The sequence below is a fragment of the Alteromonas sp. PRIM-21 genome, from assembly GCF_027563165.1.
Classification (GTDB): domain Bacteria; phylum Pseudomonadota; class Gammaproteobacteria; order Enterobacterales; family Alteromonadaceae; genus Alteromonas; species Alteromonas macleodii_A.
In genome coordinates this window covers 433026-453299 of the sequence record NZ_JADOEK010000002.1, presented here as the reverse complement: position 1 = coordinate 453299, position 20274 = coordinate 433026, and the positions used below count along the sequence as shown (strand labels likewise).

17 protein-coding genes and 1 pseudogene are annotated in these 20274 nt (G+C 42.2%); 10 read left to right on the top strand and 8 right to left on the bottom strand.

The genetic code is table 11. The features are described 5' to 3' along the window. The first annotated feature begins 53 nt into the window (after positions 1-53). Positions 54-2048, top strand: a complete 1995-nt coding sequence (locus tag IW644_RS06325; RefSeq protein WP_269916890.1) for a RecQ family ATP-dependent DNA helicase — start codon at positions 54-56, stop codon at positions 2046-2048. 173 nt (positions 2049-2221) lie between these two features. On the opposite strand, the gene IW644_RS06320 is transcribed toward IW644_RS06325, so the two are convergent. Continuing rightward, positions 2222-2662, bottom strand: a complete 441-nt coding sequence (locus tag IW644_RS06320; RefSeq protein ID WP_269916889.1) for an SRPBCC family protein — start codon at positions 2660-2662, stop codon at positions 2222-2224. A gap of 175 nt (positions 2663-2837) precedes the next feature. On the opposite strand from IW644_RS06320, the gene IW644_RS06315 reads away from it, so the two are divergent. From IW644_RS06315 to IW644_RS06305, 3 genes are read left to right on the top strand one after another with little or no spacing between them, the layout of a single operon-like run. Beyond that, on the top strand, positions 2838-3665 hold the full coding sequence (locus IW644_RS06315; RefSeq protein ID WP_269916888.1) for an SAM-dependent methyltransferase: 828 nt from the start codon (positions 2838-2840) through the stop codon (positions 3663-3665). A gap of 14 nt (positions 3666-3679) precedes the next feature. Beyond that, a complete protein-coding gene (locus IW644_RS06310; RefSeq protein WP_179984203.1) occupies positions 3680-3883 on the top strand; it encodes a hypothetical protein in 204 nt (67 codons plus the stop codon). Between the two features lie 59 nt (positions 3884-3942). Then, a complete protein-coding gene (locus IW644_RS06305) occupies positions 3943-7110 on the top strand; it encodes a tetratricopeptide repeat-containing hybrid sensor histidine kinase/response regulator (RefSeq protein WP_269916887.1) in 3168 nt (1055 codons plus the stop codon). A gap of 63 nt (positions 7111-7173) precedes the next feature. On the opposite strand, the pseudogene IW644_RS06300 reads toward IW644_RS06305, so the two are convergent. From IW644_RS06300 to IW644_RS06275, 6 genes and pseudogenes are all read right to left on the bottom strand, one after another. Continuing rightward, a pseudogene (locus tag IW644_RS06300) lies at positions 7174-7653 on the bottom strand (GGDEF domain-containing protein); the annotation flags it as partial. A 20-nt stretch (positions 7654-7673) separates the two neighbouring features. Beyond that, positions 7674-7868, bottom strand: coding sequence for a hypothetical protein (locus tag IW644_RS06295; protein WP_269916886.1), 195 nt, complete (start codon positions 7866-7868; stop codon positions 7674-7676). Then, on the bottom strand, positions 7865-8401 hold the full coding sequence (locus tag IW644_RS06290) for a hypothetical protein (protein ID WP_269916885.1): 537 nt from the start codon (positions 8399-8401) through the stop codon (positions 7865-7867). The genes IW644_RS06295 and IW644_RS06290 overlap by 4 nt, the downstream gene beginning before the upstream one ends. A gap of 150 nt (positions 8402-8551) precedes the next feature. Then, positions 8552-9001, bottom strand: a complete 450-nt coding sequence (locus IW644_RS06285) for a DUF3010 family protein (RefSeq protein WP_269916884.1) — start codon at positions 8999-9001, stop codon at positions 8552-8554. 120 nt (positions 9002-9121) lie between these two features. Beyond that, a complete protein-coding gene (locus IW644_RS06280; protein WP_269916883.1) occupies positions 9122-11776 on the bottom strand; it encodes an ATP-binding protein in 2655 nt (884 codons plus the stop codon). A 90-nt stretch (positions 11777-11866) separates the two neighbouring features. Beyond that, positions 11867-13051 carry a PQQ-dependent sugar dehydrogenase gene (locus IW644_RS06275; protein ID WP_269916882.1) on the bottom strand — a complete coding sequence of 395 codons (1185 nt, stop codon included), beginning with the start codon at positions 13049-13051 and terminating at the stop codon, positions 11867-11869. 521 nt (positions 13052-13572) lie between these two features. Between IW644_RS06275 and IW644_RS06270 the strand changes: the two genes are divergently transcribed. Together IW644_RS06270 and IW644_RS06265 are read left to right on the top strand one after the other, a co-directional pair. Next, the gene (locus IW644_RS06270) at positions 13573-14751 is read left to right on the top strand and encodes an alpha/beta hydrolase-fold protein (protein ID WP_269916881.1); all 1179 of its coding nucleotides are present in this window, start codon (positions 13573-13575) and stop codon (positions 14749-14751) included. Between the two features lie 91 nt (positions 14752-14842). Then, positions 14843-16363, top strand: coding sequence for a serine hydrolase (locus IW644_RS06265; protein WP_269916880.1), 1521 nt, complete (start codon positions 14843-14845; stop codon positions 16361-16363). A 112-nt stretch (positions 16364-16475) separates the two neighbouring features. On the opposite strand, the gene IW644_RS06260 is transcribed toward IW644_RS06265, so the two are convergent. Beyond that, positions 16476-16865: a Cd(II)/Pb(II)-responsive transcriptional regulator gene (locus tag IW644_RS06260; RefSeq protein ID WP_269916879.1), complete on the bottom strand. Its 390-nt coding sequence runs from the start codon at positions 16863-16865 to the stop codon at positions 16476-16478. Positions 16866-16953: 88 nt separating this feature from the next. On the opposite strand from IW644_RS06260, the gene IW644_RS06255 reads away from it, so the two are divergent. The 4 genes from IW644_RS06255 (at position 16954) to IW644_RS06240 (ending at position 20274) form a co-directional block, all read left to right on the top strand. Further along, a complete protein-coding gene (locus tag IW644_RS06255) occupies positions 16954-17694 on the top strand; it encodes a transglutaminase-like domain-containing protein (RefSeq protein ID WP_269916878.1) in 741 nt (246 codons plus the stop codon). Beyond that, positions 17675-18562, top strand: coding sequence for a cation diffusion facilitator family transporter (locus IW644_RS06250; RefSeq protein ID WP_269916877.1), 888 nt, complete (start codon positions 17675-17677; stop codon positions 18560-18562). The genes IW644_RS06255 and IW644_RS06250 overlap by 20 nt, the downstream gene beginning before the upstream one ends. A gap of 127 nt (positions 18563-18689) precedes the next feature. After that, the gene (locus tag IW644_RS06245; RefSeq protein WP_269916876.1) at positions 18690-18983 is read left to right on the top strand and encodes a hypothetical protein; all 294 of its coding nucleotides are present in this window, start codon (positions 18690-18692) and stop codon (positions 18981-18983) included. A gap of 64 nt (positions 18984-19047) precedes the next feature. Then, positions 19048-20274, top strand: coding sequence for an efflux RND transporter periplasmic adaptor subunit (locus IW644_RS06240; protein WP_269916875.1), 1227 nt, complete (start codon positions 19048-19050; stop codon positions 20272-20274).

Below are 20274 nucleotides of genomic sequence, written 5' to 3'. Positions count from 1 at the left end.
ACGACTAGATAGAAATAGTTAGACCTAAATCATCAACTACTTGGATAAAAAGAATGTCTTCTACCCCCAATGTTTTACAACAGCTTTTTGGCTTTCCGACGTTTCGCGAGGGGCAAAAAGAGGCGGTGGATTCTCTACTTAGTGGGCATTCAACGTTAGCGGTCTTTCCGACTGGTTCGGGCAAATCGTTGTGTTACCAGTTCGTCGCTACACAGCTGCCACATTTAACGCTGGTGGTTTCTCCATTACTGGCGCTAATGAAAGATCAGCTGGAATTTTTGCATAGTAAAGGCATTGCAGCAGCTAGCATAGATTCCACGCTAACACCTGAGCAAAACAAACAAGTGATGAACGACGTGCGTTCAGGGCAGTGTAAAATTTTAATGGTGTCAGTGGAGCGTTTTAAGAACGAGCGCTTTAGGCAGTTTATTGAATCCGTTCAGGTTAGTATGCTTGTGGTTGACGAAGCGCACTGTATTTCTGAATGGGGCCATAACTTTCGCCCTGATTATCTTAAACTTCCCGCCTACCAAAAAGAGCTTAACATCCCACTGGTATTGCTACTTACAGCAACGGCCACTAAAAAAGTAAAAGAAGATATGTCGGCCCGCTTTGATATCGCGCCGAACAATATTATTCAAACAGGGTTTTATAGACCTAACTTAAATTTATATGTCAGACCTGTTCTCGAACCCCACAAAAACCAAGCGCTAATTGAAGAAATTCAAAAACAACAAGGTGCTGGGATTGTTTACGTTACATTACAAAATAGCGCAGAGGATGTAGCGCGCTTTTTACAGCAGCAAGGATTTGCTGCGAAGGCCTACCACGCAGGCCTCGACAGTGAAATACGGCAAGGTATCCAACAAGACTTCATGAACAATAGGATTCAAGTTGTTGTAGCTACTATTGCCTTTGGTATGGGCATAGATAAATCGGATATTCGTTTTGTCATTCATTACGACTTGCCCAAATCTATCGAAAACTACAGCCAAGAAATTGGCAGGGGCGGACGGGATGGAGAAGCAGCAAACTGTACAGTTCTCGCGAACCTAGATGGGCTTGTTACCATAGAAAACTTTGTTTACGGCGACACGCCAGATAAAAGCGCTATTGAACGCGTACTTAACGACATTAAGTCGCAAGCCCCAGCAATGAAAGGTGCTGTTAACAAAACTAGCCCTTCAACTAGCAATGAAGCTAGCGTATACCAATGGGAAACACAGATAAACAGCTTATCAAGTGCGAGTAATATTCGTCAGCTTCCTCTTAAAACGCTGTTGGTACAGCTTGAGCTCGCCAACGTTATTCGCCCGTTATATGCCTATTTTGCAGAATACAAATTCCGCTTCATTACAGATAAAGCCACTATATTAAGCCTGTTTTCAGAAGAGCGTGCGCGCTTTTTAGACGCAGTATTTACACATTCAAACATGAAGAAAGTCTGGGGTGTCGTCGATTTTGACAGTATTTATCAGCACTACGGTGCAGAGCGTTCTAGAGTTGTGGCGGCCTTAGAATACTTGCACGAGCACAATTATATAGAACTCGCATCGCGCTTAATTACAGATGTGTACCGTGTTAACAACGAACTACTCCAAGCCGGCGATTTAGCAACCCAACTAGCCCACTATTTTGCGGAGAACGAGCGTAAAGAGGTCGAGCGCATCGCCGCACTAGTAAGCTTTTTCGAACAAGACACCTGCTTAAGCCACAACTTGTCTGCATATTTTGATGATACTCAAGCGCCGAAGACGTGTGGACATTGCAGTGTATGTAAAGGCGATGTGGCAAAGCTTAGCTATTCATCACCAATATCAACACCAGATATTGAACAAGTATCTGAAGCTATGACAGCACTGAAAACACATTTAAGCGGTAAGTTTGAAGGCACTATTACCCCTTCTATTTATTGTCGCTTTCTAACTGGCATGACAATGCCTTTATTTAGCCGCTTAAAAATAAGACAAGTGAAAGGATTTGGCAGTTTTGAACACTGCCGATATGCAGACGTTTTAGAAAAAGTGAACACAGTTTTATGCCAATGACCGGCAGGGCTGGCTGCCAAAGACCCAAGAACGGGCCAGCCTTAAAATAAACCCGTGCCTGTTACTAAAAACGGGCAAATCCCGCTAACTATAACCCAATTACATGAGCCATGTTTACCACCGGCTTAGCGAAACTTTAACGCTAATGCCTGATTACGCTTTATAACGGCGAATCACACCATATTATCAATTTGCTTTAAGATACTGCCGAAAGCACGGCTTCCAACACTTTGAATCTGTTTATCAAAGTAAAGGCTTCCCAAAAGAAAAATAGTAATGTGCCCTTTCGAGCGCCAAATAACATGCGTTTTTTCACCGTCTTCTTTCAGTGTTATTTCACCTAATTGATGATCGTATGGCAACGGCTTCGACTTCACCACTTTGTAGCCTAATTTATAAGGCGGCTCGTAAGCCACTATCTCTTCGTGAAGGTTCGAGCCCCCAGAAATAATCTCACGTACGGCACCCAGCCCATTTGTTTCATGTTTACCTTCAACCAGTAAATTAGACTGCTCAATAGCTTTGAACTGCGCATAATTAGCATGGTCACTTAATATGGAAAAAACCTCTTCAATAGGTTTATTTATGGTTCGCTCTACATGGATTGAGAACACGCTTTAATCCTTTTTATACATTCTTATTAGCGATATTTTTCGATAATAGCCTAAACGCAATCAAACGTTTACTTAACATAATTTATTGGTCTTGGGCTAACTTGTGAATATAGCAAAAACCTTAATTCTATTTTATAGTGGGAAAAACAATAGTGTCGTAGACGGTATAGGAAGTATGGACACCAATAAAAAGGGATCACTTGTTGTGGTCGGCACAGGCATTAGCGTTGCAGGCCAAATGACCCTTGCCGCTAGAAGTCATATTGAAAATGCCGACATCGTCTTCATGGGTATCATGAACAAAGTTGGCGAGTACGTGGTAACTACGCTTAACCCAAATAGTGTATCGCTAGACGACCTTTATGAAGAAGGAAAATCCCGCGCCCTCACCTATTCTCAAATGGCCGATAGAATTGTAGAGTCTGTAATAGAAGGCAATAAAGTTTGCGTTGCTTTTTATGGTCACCCCGGTGTTTTTGTTACTCCCTCTCATGAAGCTGTCCGCCGAGTCCAGGATATGAACTTAGAGGCAAAAATGTTGCCCGGTGTATCGGCAGAAGACTGCTTAATTGCCGATTTAGGCATAGACCCCTCACGCTTTGGCTGCCAGTCTTACGAAGCCACCCAATTTCTGTTTCGCGATTACCGCATCGACCCACATATGACTCAAATAATCTGGCAAATTGGTTTAGCCGGAGAAGCCACATTGAGCGTATTAGATGCAAGCCATAGCCAATCAGGGCTAGCCATGTTGGCAGATATATTGGCGGAGCATTATCCGGCGGATCACGAACTTATCATTTATGAAGCGGCGACACTGCCACTTTGCGAACCAAAAATAGAGAAAGTACTGCTTCGTGAACTCGAATTCGCAACACCCACTTTAATCTCTACTCTCGTTGTTCCTTCCAAAGGAATGCCAGCGTATAGGCAGGACCGATTAGCAAAGCTAGGGCTAACAGAAAAACAAGTGACTAACTATAGAAACCCAACTGTAAATTAAAAAGGATAATAAAAATGGCAAAATCTATTCAAGATTTCATGGTTGAACTAGACACCAACAGCAAGCTAATGGACGCCTACAAGAGCGACCCTGTTGCAACAGCAAAGAAATACGGCTTATCTGCCGATGAAGTAAAAATTATTGCAGATCAAAACTGGGACGAGCTATCTAAGCGCTTTGACGATACCAGTAAGACAATTCGTGTTGTTAGCTACTAACGACCTATAAACAAATTATGAAGCGTTATGCCTTGTATATTGTTAGTGTCATTACCTTAATGACACTACCTGCACGCGCTCCCGCGGCGCCGCAAGACAAGGCTTCCTCTGCCGTACATCAGCTTTCTGAGCTTAGAGCTCGAATTCAAGAGAATGACCCGAACGTTCAAAATACGTTTACAGAATTACATGCTTTTTTTACAGCTCAGCCTGATGCTTTTGAACACGCCCGCTTTTTAAATATAAAGTCATACTTTTATGTTTTAAAACAAGACTATACGTCGGCCTACGAAGCATTACTTGAAGCCCGAAAGTACGCAAATTCATCAGAAAATCTCCTGGCGCTTGCGGAGTCGTATCGCCTAGAAGGCTTAATTCTAGATTTTTCAGGCGAGCATGCCAGTGCACTAGAAGCCATGCACCAAGCGCTAGATTTTTACAATGAAGTAGGAAGCGACCGCGTTCTTTTGGTGTATAGCGCCATGGGCAACGTTTACATGTCGCTAAAAAATTATGAACTGATGCTGACATTTGCGCATCAGTATTTGGCCGCAGCACAACGTTTTAATAATAAAGAGGGAGAAGGAACCGCGTACTTTTTTCAAGGGTATGCACAGCGTGCGCTAGGCGAATATCAAAATGCGAAAGTAAGCCTATTATTAGCCGAAAATTTGCTTCGCGAAGCTAACTACCCTTTCATTGGCATTGTACACAGCGCCATGGTAGAGCTTCACATTGCACAAGGGAATTTGAGCGAAGCATTAAAGAAACTGAATCAAGCGTCAGAAGCCGACCGCCAAGTTGGGTTTCGCTATAACGAAGGCTCTCACCTTCTTCACCTTGTAGACATCTATAAGCAACAGGGTGAAATAGAGCTTGCTATCAGCGAACTTGAAGCAGGGCTTGAAAAAGACGTCATTAAAAACGACAAAGTATTGGTTACTGACCTTTTAAACCAACTTATCGAGCTTCACGAACAAAACGGAAACTTAGAAGCCGCACTTAGCTATTCAAAGCAACATCAACAAGCATTCAAGAAAAGCTTTAATGAGCAACAGTCGAGGCTAATGGCGCTACACCGCGTGCGTTTAGCCGTGTCCGAAAAAGAAGAAACAATAAAGCTTCTGGAAAAAGACAATCAGCTCAAAGAACAGCGAAACCTGATCCAACAGAAAAAGAACACTCAGCAACTTTATTTTATTGGCTTTGTGATCCTTTCATTAGGTTTAGTAGTCGGGCTATGGCTTAGAACTCGGCTACAGCGAAAAGCCCTTAATACTCTGACGCAGGACTTACGTAAAGCGACTAAAGCTAAGTCAGATTTTCTAGCCCGTATGAGCCATGAAATTCGCACACCGCTAAACGCAATTATTGGCCTTACCAAGCTTTCTCAACGCGCCGCAGAAGACAAAGATCAGCAAACAAACTTAATACAAATTGAGGGCGCATCACAAACGCTGCTTAGTATAATTAATGACATTCTTGATTTCTCTAAAATTGAGGCTGGCAAGCTAAATATAGAATCGACGCAATTCAATTTAGATGCCCTAGTAAACCAAACTATAAGGTTGCATCTAACCCGCGCACAAGAAAAGCACATAGAGCTTATTCAGCATATTTCACGAGACGTGCCGCTAAACCTAATTGGCGACCCGTTGCGCATACAGCAGGTGCTAAACAACCTATTAAGTAACGCGCTTAAATTCACTGAAGATGGGCTTATTTCCGTTAGCGTGAGGTGCTCACAAACCACAGACGATATTCAACTTGAGTTTGAAGTGAAAGATTCAGGCGTTGGCTTAACTAGCGCCCATCAAGCCCAGCTTTTCCAACCGTTTAATCAAGGTGACGAATCCATTTCAAGACGCTACGGTGGCACAGGTTTAGGCCTAGCAATTTGTAAACAGCTAACGGCTTTAATGGGCGGCGAAATCTGGGTAGAAAGCCAGCTAGGAAAAGGCTCTATTTTCCACTTTACCGTAAAAGTTCAGCAGGACACCTCTCAACAAATTATTTCGCCGTCTAAGCAGCTCTCTGCGTTAAAAGTGCTTATAGCCGACGATATTGAAGCGTCGCGAGACGCAATTTCTGAAGCCCTTTCAATGGCCAACATTCAAGCTGATATCGCTTCTGGCGGAAAAGACGCAATTGTAAAGATGCGCGCTGCATTAGCCGCCTCATCACCCTACGATGTACTCATTTTAGATTGGAATATGCCAGATATAGATGGCCTGGAAGTAGCGGCGATAATGAGCCAAGAGTTTTCTATTAAGCAGCCAAAAGTGATCATGCTTTATGCGTTTGAGTCGCCACGTATGAGAGAACAAGCGAACCAACTTGGCATACGTAACTTTATAAAGAAACCATTCAGCACAAGTGAGCTGGTAGATGAGCTGCAAGAGCTATGTCTTAATGTAAAAACTAAAGCCTTACCTAAAGACAAACCAACAGTGCCTAATTTAAAAGGTACACGTATTCTTTTTGCTGAAGACAACGCACTAAACCAAAAAGTAACTATTGGCCTTTTAGCTGAAACCAAAGCCTCGATTGAAATTGCCAATAATGGTTTAGAAGCAATAAGTATACTGCGTAAAGACAGCGCATTCGACGTAGTATTGATGGATATCCAAATGCCAGTAATGGATGGTTTAACGGCTGCCAAACACATTAGAGAAGAGCTGAAGTTAACTTTACCTATCATCGCCACAACCGCTCATGCCATGCAGCAGGACATCGATAAAAGCCTAGCGGCTGGAATGGATGGTCATATTAATAAACCTGTCGACCCTAATCGCTTTTTTGATGTACTTGTTGAGGTATTGGATAAAAGGCAGTCTTCGGCCACCTCAACAGTAAATAACGACAAGCTTGTAGCGACTGATTCACTTACGTTAATAGACAAATCAAAAGCCCTAGAAACCTTGCTTGGTGATGAAACGCTTTATAATGACTTGCTTAACGATTTTGTGGCTTTAGAAGGTGAGCTTAGTGCGCTAAAACAAGCTATTGATAGCCATGACTACCCTTCCATCGCAAAGATAGCGCATATCTTCACAACGGCGCTTCGATATATCGGCGCATTTCCGCTTGCAGAATTAGCAAGCACGATAGAGCTAACCATAAAGCGCAACGAGCATAAAACAACTGACAGATTCGATGGCCAGTTAAAAGCTTTTCACGAAGCTTTGTTGGAATTGAGCGAAAAAGTTAAGGGGATGATGGGGTAAATAATCAACCGGAATGGGCGTATTTCTTCCATTGCCTTTTGACTGTTTAACTTATACCCGCGCTTATAGGCCATGAGACAGCGAAATAGCAAACTGATTTTTTCCCTGTTTTTTAGCTTGATAAAGAGACATGTCCGCTTTTTCATACGCAGCTTCATAGTGTGCATAAAAGTCGTTAAGTTGTGCGGCGCCGACGCTTATGGTGACCTGAATGTTGATATCATTATCTAAACAAAAAACTTTGCTTGCTACGCTTTTAACTAACCTATCGGCCAACTCTTCTACCTTATCTTCAGAACATATAAATATAACGAACTCTTCTCCACCCAGTCGTGCTAATACATCTTCACTTCTGACGACACTTGAGAGACGAGAGGAAACTTCTTGAAGAATTTTATCGCCTTGAGAGTGCCCGTAAGAGTCATTAATTTGTTTGAAGTCGTCAATATCAACAATCAGGAGAAACCCCTTTTCGCCCTCTTTCTTCTTCATAGCAGCTTCAAAGCCCCTTCGATTGAGCAGTGCAGTAAGCGGGTCATGATTCGCAGACGTTTCCGCCGCTTTTAAAGCAGCACCTTTTTTCTACTCAAAAAGCCAGCTATCGTTAAAAGTGAAAAGAAAAACAGTAGATTTATAGCCAATATAATAGCGAGCATAATGGCATTCGCTGCGACTTGTTGGTACTCAAAAACGTCGTCTGATACCGCTTCTACCGAAGAGGAAGAAAACAAGACAGCTAAGAAAAATAGTTTTTTCACTGGCTTCCCCTTCCTCTAAGCAAGTAAATTGCTTCAACGACAATACAAGGGACACTAAAATAAAGGACAGACATTAAACCAACCGCTACAACGGGGCCGGTGAGTAATACCGGCAGCGATGAAAGCAATACAAGCTTCGCTACGAAAAGGTGTGTCCACCCCATGACACAAAACATTACTCCACAATAACGAAGGGGTAATCGCATCATAGAGCGGTGAAAAATCAATAACCCCGTGCAGAAAATGCATAACGAAATAGCAGCGTACGCGTTTGCCATAGTGCCTATATTTGCTAATAAATTACCAAACGTCAGATCATTGAAATTCCAAAATTCAGGCAACAAGGCTAACTGAAAAAACTCTAAATTTGTGAATAGATTTATAAACTCAAACAATGGAATCGATAGCTTGTCTTCATCAATATCTAAAAGAAATATGAGTCTTACGACAAAGAAAATTGAAAAAATAGATAGGAGCAGTGTAGTGACATTCAGCTGCGGTGACAGCTTGGAAGAGAAAACGACTTTTAACATTCCTTGTTCTTATAGTAACTACGTCTAGCCAAAGTCTGCCATATTCAAGCTAAAAATCAATCTCGAAAATTCATAACCAGTAGGGATAGAGCCCGCACGATAAATGCAGGCACGAGAAAGTTGTCCGTTTAAGCAGCAAACCTATGTTTGTTATTGATCAGACTCTTGCGACGCATACTCATTTTTCATAAGCCATGCATATGCTGTAGTAAACGCGGTCTCTTGGAACTGTTTTAGACCGGTTTCAGAGAACGGAACTGCTAGCGGGTTCCTGCGAAGCGACTCTTTAATATCTGTAGGGCTAAATACAATAACTTCTAACCCATCAATTAACTCAATTGCTGCCTCTAGCTTAAAGCCAATTGCACTTCCCGCAAATTTACCTTTGCTTTGACGTTGGCGAATGATCACAGCATCAATTTTATAATCTTCCACAAGCTTCGCGAAGGTGCTTTGAAAGCTTTTTAGACCCTTGGCACTAGTATCGGCTAGGGTTAAGCGGCGCGTACGGCAGTCGGGCAAATGAAACAAACCGTCAACTAGCGACACCAAACTAATAATTGCTTCGTTACCTTTTAAATCTATACCACAGACTTTCATATTTATTCCTAATTACGTTTGCCTGCTATTATAACCCGTTTCGCGGCTGTTATTCACTTGCGAGCATTTTTCTTTACTTACCACCAATTTTGCGTTACCGCACTGATGGGCCCTGCAAGACTAACTTAGCACTGACCTAATAGTATCTTTCGACAGGGGCTTAACAAAATGCTCGTCGAACCCGGCTGCTTTAGAGTCTTCCACGTATTTGTCTGACCCCCAGCCGCTCTGCGAGTAAAACTTAACGTCATCAGCTTCGGGTAAAACTTTAAGCATTTTAACTAGCTCATAGCCGTCTATATCTGGCATGCCGATATCAAGGAATACATAGTTTGGTTTAAAGGCTTTAAATTCCTCTACCGCTTCTGTAGGAGAGGTAATTCCCAAAGCAGTAACTCCCATCGACTCAGCTAGCAAGCAATAAGCATCGATAAGATCTGCATTGTCATCCACAAACATCACTTTACTTTTGCTTTGAATAACCGAATCAACTTCTGGACTGTCTGACTGCTCGTACGCGGTTTTTGAAATAGGCAGCCTTACTTCAAAGGTGCTTCCTTGGTCAACGCCGTCACTTTTCACAGATACTTCACCGTGATGTAAAGCCACCAGCTTACTCACCAAGGTTAGCCCGATACCAAGCCCGCCTTTAGTATGCGTAGAATGAGCTTCAATTTGAGTGAACATGTTAAACACGTCTTTTAGCCTGTCTTCAGGAATGCCCATTCCGTTGTCTTTAACAGAAACGGCAATCATCACGCCTTCTTTTCTGATATCTACAACAATTTTCCCAGACTCTTTTGTATACTTGGTCGCGTTATGAATAATGTTTGAGAATATCTGGCTTAAGCGCGCTTTATCTCCATAAACGGTCACATCTTCGTCAAGAAAATTTACGGATATATCGTGTTTCTTCGCTTTTACCTGCTGTTCGACAATTTCAAGAGAATCAGAAAGCACGTCTTGAATGCTTAACCGCTCAAATTCAAGCTTAACTTTGCCCCGGGTTATACGAGATACATCCATTAAATCGTTAATCAGTTTAGACATGTATTCGGCTTGACGATTAATAATAGCTGTAACTCTTTTGCGGGTTTTATCATCATCAACCGATTCTAAAATGCTCGCGCCTGACATGATTGGGCCCAGTGGGTTTCGCAGCTCATGCGCCAATGTAGCAAGGAATTCGTTTCTGTAATTATCCTGTTTTTCAAGCTCTTGGATACTAATATGCATACGCTCTTGCACATCAAGTGCGTATACCAAAAACATCCTGTTTAACCGGTTGGCAGTGTCAACGTCTGTTTTATCGAAAGATGTTGAACGCCCTTTAATGGTTCGAGTATGGATAGTAAATGCTGAACGAGGTTTAAGGCGTTCCGCTTTCGGCGCATCTTCTGATTTTTCATCTTCTGCGCCAATCCACTTTTGAACGCGATGGGTTTCTTTTCTAAACCAAGCGGTAAAGTACTGCTTTTTCTCAAACAGCGGGATGACCATAATACCCGCTATCCCATATTCTCGCGCTTCAGGGTAATCATCATAAAGTGAATCGTTAGTGTAAGGAAAATCACCTTCTTCACTCGCTTTTGAAAAGATGTCTTTTATAAGCTCTATTGGTAAGGTCGCCCCAAGCGTAATGGTTTCATACTGTGAATAGTACACAAACCCTGAACTATTAAGCGCGTCTAAAAAAGCACGTTCTCCGCTTTTCACAACACGACTGATAGGGTTTGCCGGACCTATCTTGTCTAGCATGGCATCCACGGCTTCGTCGGTGACATACTTTTTGTGTTTCGCAATTTCTTCTTCTTTTGCCAATAAATGCCAGCTAAACAGCTGGCTTAAATTCTCGCACTGCAACCTTACATTTTGCGGTATATAACAGGGCTCGCGATGATGACAGGAAATCAAACCGTATAACTCTCCATCCGTCACTAAAGATATAGAGAACGAAGCGCGTAACCCTTGGTTTCTAATGTATTGAAGGTGAATAGGTGAAAAGGTACGTAGTAGAGAACGTGTAAGGTCTAGGCGCTCTCTTCCCGATTCCTCGGCAGAAGGTACTAATCTAGCTGGGGGCAGGTCTGTATCAGGTGTCAGCCTAACCCAGTTCGTTTTGTAAAGCTCCCTGGCCTGCTTAGGAATGTCTGATGCAGGAAAGTACAAGTCTTGGTAAGACTCCATGTCTTCAGCTTTAGCTTCTGCGATAACCTTTCCAGAGTAGTCTTCGTTGAACTTGTAAAGCACCACTCTATCCATGTTAGTGAGATATTTAATGGTCGACACCATCTCTTGCGCCATTTCACCTAGTGATGTCATTTCTTTAAAGCGTGGGGCGATAGACATGGAATAAAGCTTAATAAACTGCTCGGCGCTGTAAGCGTCTCTAAACTCTGTAGCAGGCTCTAGCTCTACCACATAATGATGACCTGAGTCGTAAACAACCGCTAAATAATCTGTGGCTTCGCCTTCCTTTAAAAGAGTTTTATTTAGAATCAACTTAATAGGCAGGCGTATTTTGCTTTTTGATACTCTATCGAAGGTTTCTTCAAGAAAAGCGCGCTCGTTAGTATCAGAGGAAAGAATATCCAAAAAGTTTTTACCAACGATCCCCTCTGCAAATATCGTTTCGCAGTTTTCACTGACAATTGAGATATTCAGGTCGTCGTAGCTAAAGGCAATAAGAAAACCGTAACTTTGTACACTTTCGGGAATGTGTATCGGCTCGTCTTCACAACGTTCAAAGTTAAAGTTTTGAGGAGATTGATTCATAGAGTTCCTAAAGTTTTTATCCGTCCGTTATAAGCGAGAATGAATCGAAAACTATCACGTCAACATGCCAAATAATAATGCGCTTACGTTTTACTGGCTTAATTTAATTAAACGCCCGCCTTCCTTATCTTCAAGCACATAGATATTACCCATGCTATCTTGCTCGACTTCACGCACTCGCTTGCCCCACTCGTAACGCTCAGCTTCTTCAACTTTCCACTTACCTTCATCATCTTTATTGAAGGCAACACGAACCAGCGCTTTTGAAGACAAACCACCGATGAAACCGTTACCTTTCCAGTCGCTAAACTTATCGCCTTTGTAAATAATAAAACCGGCGGGGCTAATAGCAGGTACCCACGCTAATTCAGGTGACTTAAAAATAGGAATATCTTCGTGATTAGGTATTTTTACGCCTGAATAATGGTCGCCTTGCGACACAGTGGGATAACCGTAATTGCGAGCTTTTTCGATAAGGTTAAGTTCATCGCCATGACGCGGCCCCATTTCGTGAACCCACAAATTACCTTGCTCATCAAAGTCGATACCTAAAGGGTTGCGGTGACCTAATGTCCAAATTTGTTCGGTTACGCTGCCCTGACCATAAAACGGATTATCTTCTGGCACACTTCCATCTTCGTTCAAGCGTACAACCTTGCCCAAATTCATTGCCATGTTTTGAGCTGGTGTAAATTTCTGGCGTTCGCCAGAGGTAATAAACAAATAGCCATCAGGGGAAAACGCCATGCGATGCGAATAATGACCGTTCCCTGTCACTTTGGGTGACTGACGCCAAATAAGCGTTCTATCAGATAGCTTCGCGCCATTATCACTGACACTTAGCGTAGCGCGCTCTATTACCGCACCGCTAAACGCATCATCTTTTTCATCCCGTTCAATATACGAAATATAAATAGTGTTGTTCGACGCAAAGTCAGGGTGAATAATAACGTCCCCCAAACCTCCCTGCCCGCGCGCAGTAACATTTGGCACATTGCTTACCGAAAAACGCTTCTGCTGGTTTTCATCGAGCAACCACAGAGTGCCAGCCTTTTCCGTTACCAAGCTGTGCCCATCTGGCAAAAACGTCATGGCCCACGGGCTCTCAAAGGTAGCTTGAACACTACCTTTAACGCTCGAGCCATTGCTGCCTTTCATATCAATTTGCTTAGATAAGTTTGGCTGGGCAAACGTAAAAAAAGAGGTAGCAAAAAGCATAACCAATAGTGCGGCGTTTCGGCTCATGCTGTTTTTGGGTGTATTTGTTATTTGCATCTGCGTTCTAACCTTGTTGACGGTTTGCGTACTGCTACTTACACATTGACGCATTAATTAATCGTCAACGGGCGGCGCAAAGGGTTTCAGTTAGCATTGGTTACGTAGATTTAATTAAAGAGGTTTATATTATTGCTTTCGTTTTATCATTCGCATTTCTAAGTAATAAGATTTCTCTTAACTTTCTTTAATGCATCCATGCTTTACATAAGCCCCGCCTATGTTATTTTCGATTTAGTTTTAGCAACGAAGATAAGGAGGTGATCATATGTCTAGAGTTAAGGTATTTGAACAGGCAGCTATGAGTGAGGGTCGTTCTAGTTAACCCCTTTTACGCAATTGCTCTATAAGGTTGCCCAGTCAGCCCAACTCGGAAAGCCGCATCACGTTGCTGAATGCGGCTTTTTTCTTTTTAACTGGCTATTATTTGGCTATTTTTTGACAAGCAAGAGTGACTATGACAGCGTAGGATAAACAAATTATAAAAAGCTCGCGCCTGATAGCGGGAAAGGGAATTTCAAATGTATCAAAAGCTTGCCTGCGTTTTTATCGGCGCCGTATTTATCCTAAGCCTTAGCTTTCACGTAAACGCAAAAGTACGTGGCGAGGCCGTAGTTACAACAATAAAATCAGAGGTTTTGAATGAGTCGCGAGAACTGCTTATTCACTTACCTAATAACTATTCCCACTACAAAGACACCACCTACCCTGTTTTATATTTGCTAGATGGACAGCGCAATTTTGCGCATACCGTAGGCACGCTTGATCTGTTAAATCAGTCTGGAATGGCCCAGGAAATGATTGTTATCGGCATTACCAACACCGAACGCACGCGAGACTTCACGCCTACCTATGATGAGAGCTACAACCAGTGGGGAATATCTGGTGGTGCCGACAACTTTTTAGACTTTCTAGAAAAAGAACTAAAGCCTTACGTAAAGGCAAACTTTCGCACCAATAACTACGCAATTATTTCCGGGCATTCATTAAGCGGCCTTTTTACCGTATACGCACTGCATGCGCGGCCTGAACTATTTCAAGCTTACTTCGCATTTAGCCCAAGTTTGTGGTGGCACAAAGAAGTGATATTTCCAGAGGCAAAAACGTTCTTTTCATCAGATGGCGACCTTAACAAATACCTTTATATCAATATGGGTAACGAAGACGGGAATATGCTAAGCGCATACGAACGTTACGTTGAACTACTAAATAGCAGCAAACGAAAAGGGTTTAACTTTGATACCGAGCTCGATACATCTGAAAGCCACAATACTATTGCGCTTGCTGGTATGAGCTTGGCGCTTCAAAAGCAGCTTAATTCGTTACGCCCAACAGGTGCGACAATACAAGAAGGCATTCTGGCGGTAGAGCAATACTATAAAGACCTTTCTGCAAAATACGCTTTTGAAGCAAAGCCAGAATATAAAGCCGTAAACCACGCGGGTTATGCTGCCCTAAACAAACAACACTTTGAATCCGCCATTGCAATTTTTAAGAGAAATGTAGCACGCTTCCCTAACAAATCTGACGCCTACGACAGCTTGGCAGACGGTTATGAAGCCAACGGTGATTTAGCCATGGCCCTTGAAATGCGAGAGAAAGCGCTAGCAATGAGCTATGAAGAAAATGTTGAAAATGGCGCTTATAAAACGCGGCTAGCTAACTTGCGAAAGAAGATTGCGGCAGGTACAGGCGACTAGCTATTGAGCGCCTGATTTAGCATATTGCTAGCATTGACCGAATAATAGTAGGAACGTACGCCGGGCGTTCATACTTAATGGAATACACATAATGAAAACAAACAAGCTCTTCGCCCCTTTAACACTTTCGCTTTGTTTAGCTTCGTTATTAGGCTGTGCAGAGCCTGAGTCCCTACCCGCCTCTCCCGCTTCTCCCTCTGCTGCAGAAGAACCAAAAGAAGCCGACCTTTTAAAAACTGGGCTCGCTGAACGCATTCGAATTGAAGGGCAAGAAATTAATTACCAATCTTTAGAGCAAAGACAAGCGCATTATGATGTGCCTGGTGTGTCTGTCGCGTTCATGAGAAATGGCCAACTAGCATGGACCATGCAAAGCGGCGTTAAAGACGTAACCACTGAATTGGCTATTGATGAAAACACGGTATTCCAAGCAGGCAGTATTTCAAAACCCGCATTTGCAGCAGTATTGATGAAATATCGCCAAGATAACCCGCTAGATTTAGATGTAGACGTTAATACCTTACTCACCAGCTGGCAGTTGCCTGAACATGAATGGACTGGCCAAGACGTTGTTTCTTTACGCAGATTATTGAGCCACACGGCAGGTACCACAGTACATGGCTTTCCTGGTTACGCGGCAGGCGAAGCTGTGCCTACTTTGCAGCAAGTGCTAGAAGGTGTAATCCCTTCCAATACCGATGCCGTTGTTGTTGATCTTCAACCGGGTACACAAATGCGTTATTCCGGTGGCGGCACTACACTAGCTCAACTTGCCTTGCAAGACGTAGCTAACGAATCTTTGCCGACTATGTCGCAACGGCTTTTGTTTAAACCTTTAGGTATGACACGTTCAGGGTACGAACAACCCATAACGACAAACCTATCAAACAATATGGCAACACCTTACGACGGTGACGGCTCGCCAATTAAAGGTGGTGCGCATACCTACGCAACACTAGCTGCAGCAGGCATGTGGAGCACGCCATCAGACATGTTGAAATTGGCAAGCGGCGTACGCAGTGCGTATTTAGGGCAGAAAACCGACTGGATATCGCAAGCCACCGCGCAGGAAATGTTAACCAACAATACGCCAAGTACTGAGCCGCCCAATGTAGGAATAGGCTTTTTTATCAATATGGATGATAACGGTGAAATTTTAGGCTTTGGTCACGGTGGCGCAGATGCTGGGTTTATGTCGCAGTTATACATTGAACTAGATACCGGCAACGGCTACGCCATTATGACGAACGGCAACAACGGTAGGCAGTTAATAACTGAACTAGAAATACGCTTAAAAGAAGCGTTAAACGTAGGTTACTCGGAAGCTGAGGTTAGGAAGTTAGTATCCATAAGCCCAAAGGAACTGAGTAAATACATTGGAACCTATGTGGTGACTAAACCCGTTAACGTTAATGTGGTGCTAGAAAAAACAGCCAATGGTTTTGTGCTTAACGCCTTACCTTACGTTGAAAATGAAGAATATTTTCATGAGGGTGGCGGACGATTTTTTGCTAAGAATGGGAGTAGTATTCGGTTTGAAATGGATGGCGAAAACGGGCTGGTTAAGGCGCTTGTTATGGATGGCAATATTCGGGGTGTTAGGAAGTATTAGTGAATCAGGTGTTAAGCTTATTCACTAATACTTCCCTTAACCCAATCACCTTTGTTGACATACTCCGAGCCAGGCGGCAGCTATGAGCGTAAAGGAGATACTGAAGTTTCAATTAAACGTCCAGCGTTTTCATTATCCCACAACTTTCAACTGTATTGTCTGAGGAGCAAGCTTTCTTCATTATTTGAAGCTCGGATTTCAATGCTCTCAACTCTCGAATCCGCTTGTTTACTAAGCCAAGCTGATTTGCAATTAAGTCATTTATTGATGAACAACTTTCTTCAGGTCTGTTTTTAAGTTCAAGTAAAGTCTTAATATCTGATAACGGAATATCAAGACTTCGACAGTGTTTAACAAACTCTAATTTCTTCAGAGCTTTTTCATCATATAGCCGAAAATTTCCTTCGCTACGACTAGGCGGATTCAGTAATCCTTCTTTTTCGTAATACCTAATTGTTTGTATTGAACAGCCCGACACCTTGGCTAATTGGCCTATTTTCATATTAATTTCAATTCTAGCTTGACTCTATAGTAACTATAGATTCTATAGTTGTTTTATACAAAGTAAAAGTACGTGAGTGTATTGTAATATGAACGAGAACTATCTATCTAAAACAACAATACTTAACTTTAATCATGAGGCTATTCAGCGATTGATTTTAGAGCGAAATTGGCAAGCTTTAGATGATTACAACAAGATAGGTGCTGCTTACTCTTTTGTTAAAGACGATATTCAGTTCGGCTATAACCACAGTGATGATATTTCAGCAAGTGAAGTTTTAGCTGATGGCTATGGTCAGTGTAATACTAAGGGGAACTTGTTAATGGCTCTACTACGGGCGCTCGGTATTCAATGTCGATTTCATGGGTTCACTATCGATCAACAGCTCCAAAAAGGTGCTATTCCCGCTTACGTGTTTTGGCTTGCGCCTAAATATATTATCCATAGCTGGGTTGAAGTCTTTTTTGATGGTGAATGGATCAACTTAGAAGGCTTTATCCTCGACCATGATTATCTAAGCTCCGTTCAATCTAAGTTCAGTCAAGATAAAGGTGATTTCTGTGGGTATGGTATTGCAACCACCTGTCTAGAGAATCCTCAGACAGAATGGACGGGAAAAGATACATACATTCAAAAGGAAGGCATTCATGATGACTTTGGTTTATACAACTCGCCAGATGAATTTTACAGCGAGAAAGGCACCAATTTGTCAGGCGTAAAGCGCTGGTTATATCAGTCGGTGATTCGTCATCTTATCAATATGAATGTTAATCGCTTGAGAAATGCTAGCAACCAAAGTAGAGGTAAAAATGCACAGCCACAATCATAGTCACCACCACTCACACGATAAAAATGAGCGCATTGGTTGGACATTTTTTCTAAATGTTACTTTTACCATCATTGAATTCATCGGCGGCTGGCTAACCAATAGTACGGCAATAATGGCTGACGCAGTTCATGATTTAGGTGACAGCATATCCATCGGTTTTGCTTGGTTGTTGAGCCACTTTTCAGATAAACAAGCATCTTCGACGTACAGCTACGGTTATAAGCGCTTGTCACTGTTTGGTGCCTTAATCAATAGCGTTGTTTTAATTGCTGGCTCTATCTTTATTTTGGTTGAGGCAATTCCTCGATTATCTAACCCAGAAATGCCAATGGTAGAGGGAATGCTAGGATTGGCGCTACTTGGGGTTACAGTAAATGGTTATGCCGTATATAAGCTTAAGGCGGGAACCACATTAAACGAAAAAGTATTAACATGGCATCTATTAGAAGATGTCCTTGGCTGGGTTGCTGTCCTCATTGTATCTGTTATCTTGATGTTTGTGGATTGGCCTATTTTAGATCCATTGTTATCTATCGCTTTTACACTTTTTATTTTATTTAACGTTCTAAAAAACTTAAGGTCTACGCTAGCATTATTTTTACAAGCGTCACCTGATAAAGAAACACAAGCCACGATAACTGAAGCCCTACTTTCGAAATCTGAGGTGAGAGAAGTTCATCATTTGCACTATTGGTCTTTAGATGGCGAAAGTCATGTGTTAACTGCACACCTTGTCTTGAATGAGCCATATGATGTACCTAAGTTACAATCACTCAAGCAAGTAATCTCTGAAGACTTACGCGGTTTTGATTTGTCGCATACCACCATTGAGTTTGAATTTCCCTATGAAATTTGCAGAGATGAGTAACATTTACACTGATTAACTGGCTTAGATTTGTACTCAGAAATTTGTTACATTACCTGCGTCTAATGAAGAGAATAGAATATTGAACACCAACATTGCTTTAAAAATACTGCTGATTATATCGATTGTTTTGCAATCGTTCGTCGCTGTATCTGCAAGCATGGAAAGTCATCAATTAGACGTTGAACATCTACAAACTATTCATGACCACGAAACAGATCATTCTCCTCAGTTAGATAAAGATAACGAACACGATATCGAGGACTGCCACCATTGCGGACACTGTAGCGGCAATCATACCAGTTGGATTTTGGTGAAAGCATTTACACCAAACCTGTCTTTAAATGATTCACATAACTTCAAAAAATTAACTTTATTGCCTTTGGGTATTTCAACTAGGCTCTATCGACCACCTATCGCTTAACTTTGTTCCATACAGTGCGCTATCGCGCAAACACAATTTGGTTTAATAAAAGTTAAGAGTCATTATGAATAATATTTTTCGAACTACTGGCGTAGCGTTAGTAGTCATTCTTGCTGTGTTTTCAATAAACACAACCTTGGCAATTGAAAGTCAAAGTAACACACAACACGATGAACATTCGCATGAGCATGAAAAGCCAATCAAAAAAGCTACTGATGAACATGACCATGCAGAGGGTGAAGAACATAAAACCGAGAGTCTAGCTAAAGAAGAGGATCATGAAGAAGGGATTTCTTTAAGTACGGAACAAATTAAAGTAGCAGGCATTGAAGTTGATGCTGTTTTTCCAAAGAAATATCTAAATTCGGTCTACGCTCCCGGAGAAGTGAAATCAAACGGTTATAAAAGCTATCTGGTATCACCTCGCACAGATTCAGTGGTTATTAATCGCCATGCGAGCTTAGGAGAGCACGTGAAGTCTGGACAAAAATTAGTTACCTTGTTCAGCGAAACGATGGCTCAAACTCAAGCAGATTTTTTAATAGCCTCTTCTAATTGGAAGCGAGCGAAAAAGCTAGGAAGTAACAACATAAGCGAACGTACGCTTGTTGAAGCAGAAAACATCTATAAAGGTGTTTATGGAAAGTTAGTAGCTTTTGGCTTAACAAAGCAGGCGATTGACAAAATAGCCCAACAAGATAGCGCTACGTTTGGGCAGTACGTGCTCATAGCTGAGCGGGACGGTGTTGTACTGCAAGATGACTTCATGCAAGGTCAGCGCATTGAAGCGGGTGAAACCATTATGTTACTCGCCGATGAGACAGACCTTTGGTTAGAAGCAAGTGTTCCTCCTAACAAAGAGTTAAATTTAGCCTTAGGCAGTCCGGCCTTAATTGATTTAAATGGTTATAAATACAAAGCCAATGTCATTCAAGAAGCTCACACTATCGATCCAATTACACGAACCCGAACAGTAAGACTGTCGGTTACGAATACTGGACATAAGCTTCATTCAGGTATGTTTGTGAAAGTCTATTTTCAGTTCGAATCGAACAGCGAAGTCATTGCAGTACCAGAAGATGCGTTGATTAGAAGCAGTGATGGTGATTGGACAGTGTTTATTGAAGACCATCCAAATGAGTTTAAAGCAGTCGAAGTAACAACTGGTCGATCTTTTGGCGAATACCGAGAAGTTTTCGGCCTTGAATCTGGAACGAAAGTCGTTACCCGTGGTGCTTTTTTTGTCGCCTCTGAGATAGCTAAGGGCGGCTTTGACCCGCACAATCATTAA

What these genes read in the sequence shown, in the direction of transcription:
- IW644_RS06325 (WP_269916890.1), top strand. Translation starts at nt 54, where the DNA reads ATGTCTTCTACCCCCAATGTTTTACAACAGCTTTTTGGCTTTCCGACG.
- IW644_RS06315 (WP_269916888.1), top strand. Translation starts at nt 2,838, where the DNA reads ATGGACACCAATAAAAAGGGATCACTTGTTGTGGTCGGCACAGGCATT.
- IW644_RS06310 (WP_179984203.1), top strand. Translation starts at nt 3,680, where the DNA reads ATGGCAAAATCTATTCAAGATTTCATGGTTGAACTAGACACCAACAGC.
- IW644_RS06305 (WP_269916887.1), top strand. Translation starts at nt 3,943, where the DNA reads ATGACACTACCTGCACGCGCTCCCGCGGCGCCGCAAGACAAGGCTTCC.
- IW644_RS06290 (WP_269916885.1), bottom strand. Translation starts at nt 8,401, where the DNA reads ATGTTAAAAGTCGTTTTCTCTTCCAAGCTGTCACCGCAGCTGAATGTC.
- IW644_RS06285 (WP_269916884.1), bottom strand. Translation starts at nt 9,001, where the DNA reads ATGAAAGTCTGTGGTATAGATTTAAAAGGTAACGAAGCAATTATTAGT.
- IW644_RS06280 (WP_269916883.1), bottom strand. Translation starts at nt 11,776, where the DNA reads ATGAATCAATCTCCTCAAAACTTTAACTTTGAACGTTGTGAAGACGAG.
- IW644_RS06275 (WP_269916882.1), bottom strand. Translation starts at nt 13,051, where the DNA reads ATGCAAATAACAAATACACCCAAAAACAGCATGAGCCGAAACGCCGCA.
- IW644_RS06270 (WP_269916881.1), top strand. Translation starts at nt 13,573, where the DNA reads ATGTATCAAAAGCTTGCCTGCGTTTTTATCGGCGCCGTATTTATCCTA.
- IW644_RS06265 (WP_269916880.1), top strand. Translation starts at nt 14,843, where the DNA reads ATGAAAACAAACAAGCTCTTCGCCCCTTTAACACTTTCGCTTTGTTTA.
- IW644_RS06260 (WP_269916879.1), bottom strand. Translation starts at nt 16,865, where the DNA reads ATGAAAATAGGCCAATTAGCCAAGGTGTCGGGCTGTTCAATACAAACA.
- IW644_RS06255 (WP_269916878.1), top strand. Translation starts at nt 16,954, where the DNA reads ATGAACGAGAACTATCTATCTAAAACAACAATACTTAACTTTAATCAT.
- IW644_RS06250 (WP_269916877.1), top strand. Translation starts at nt 17,675, where the DNA reads ATGCACAGCCACAATCATAGTCACCACCACTCACACGATAAAAATGAG.
- IW644_RS06240 (WP_269916875.1), top strand. Translation starts at nt 19,048, where the DNA reads ATGAATAATATTTTTCGAACTACTGGCGTAGCGTTAGTAGTCATTCTT.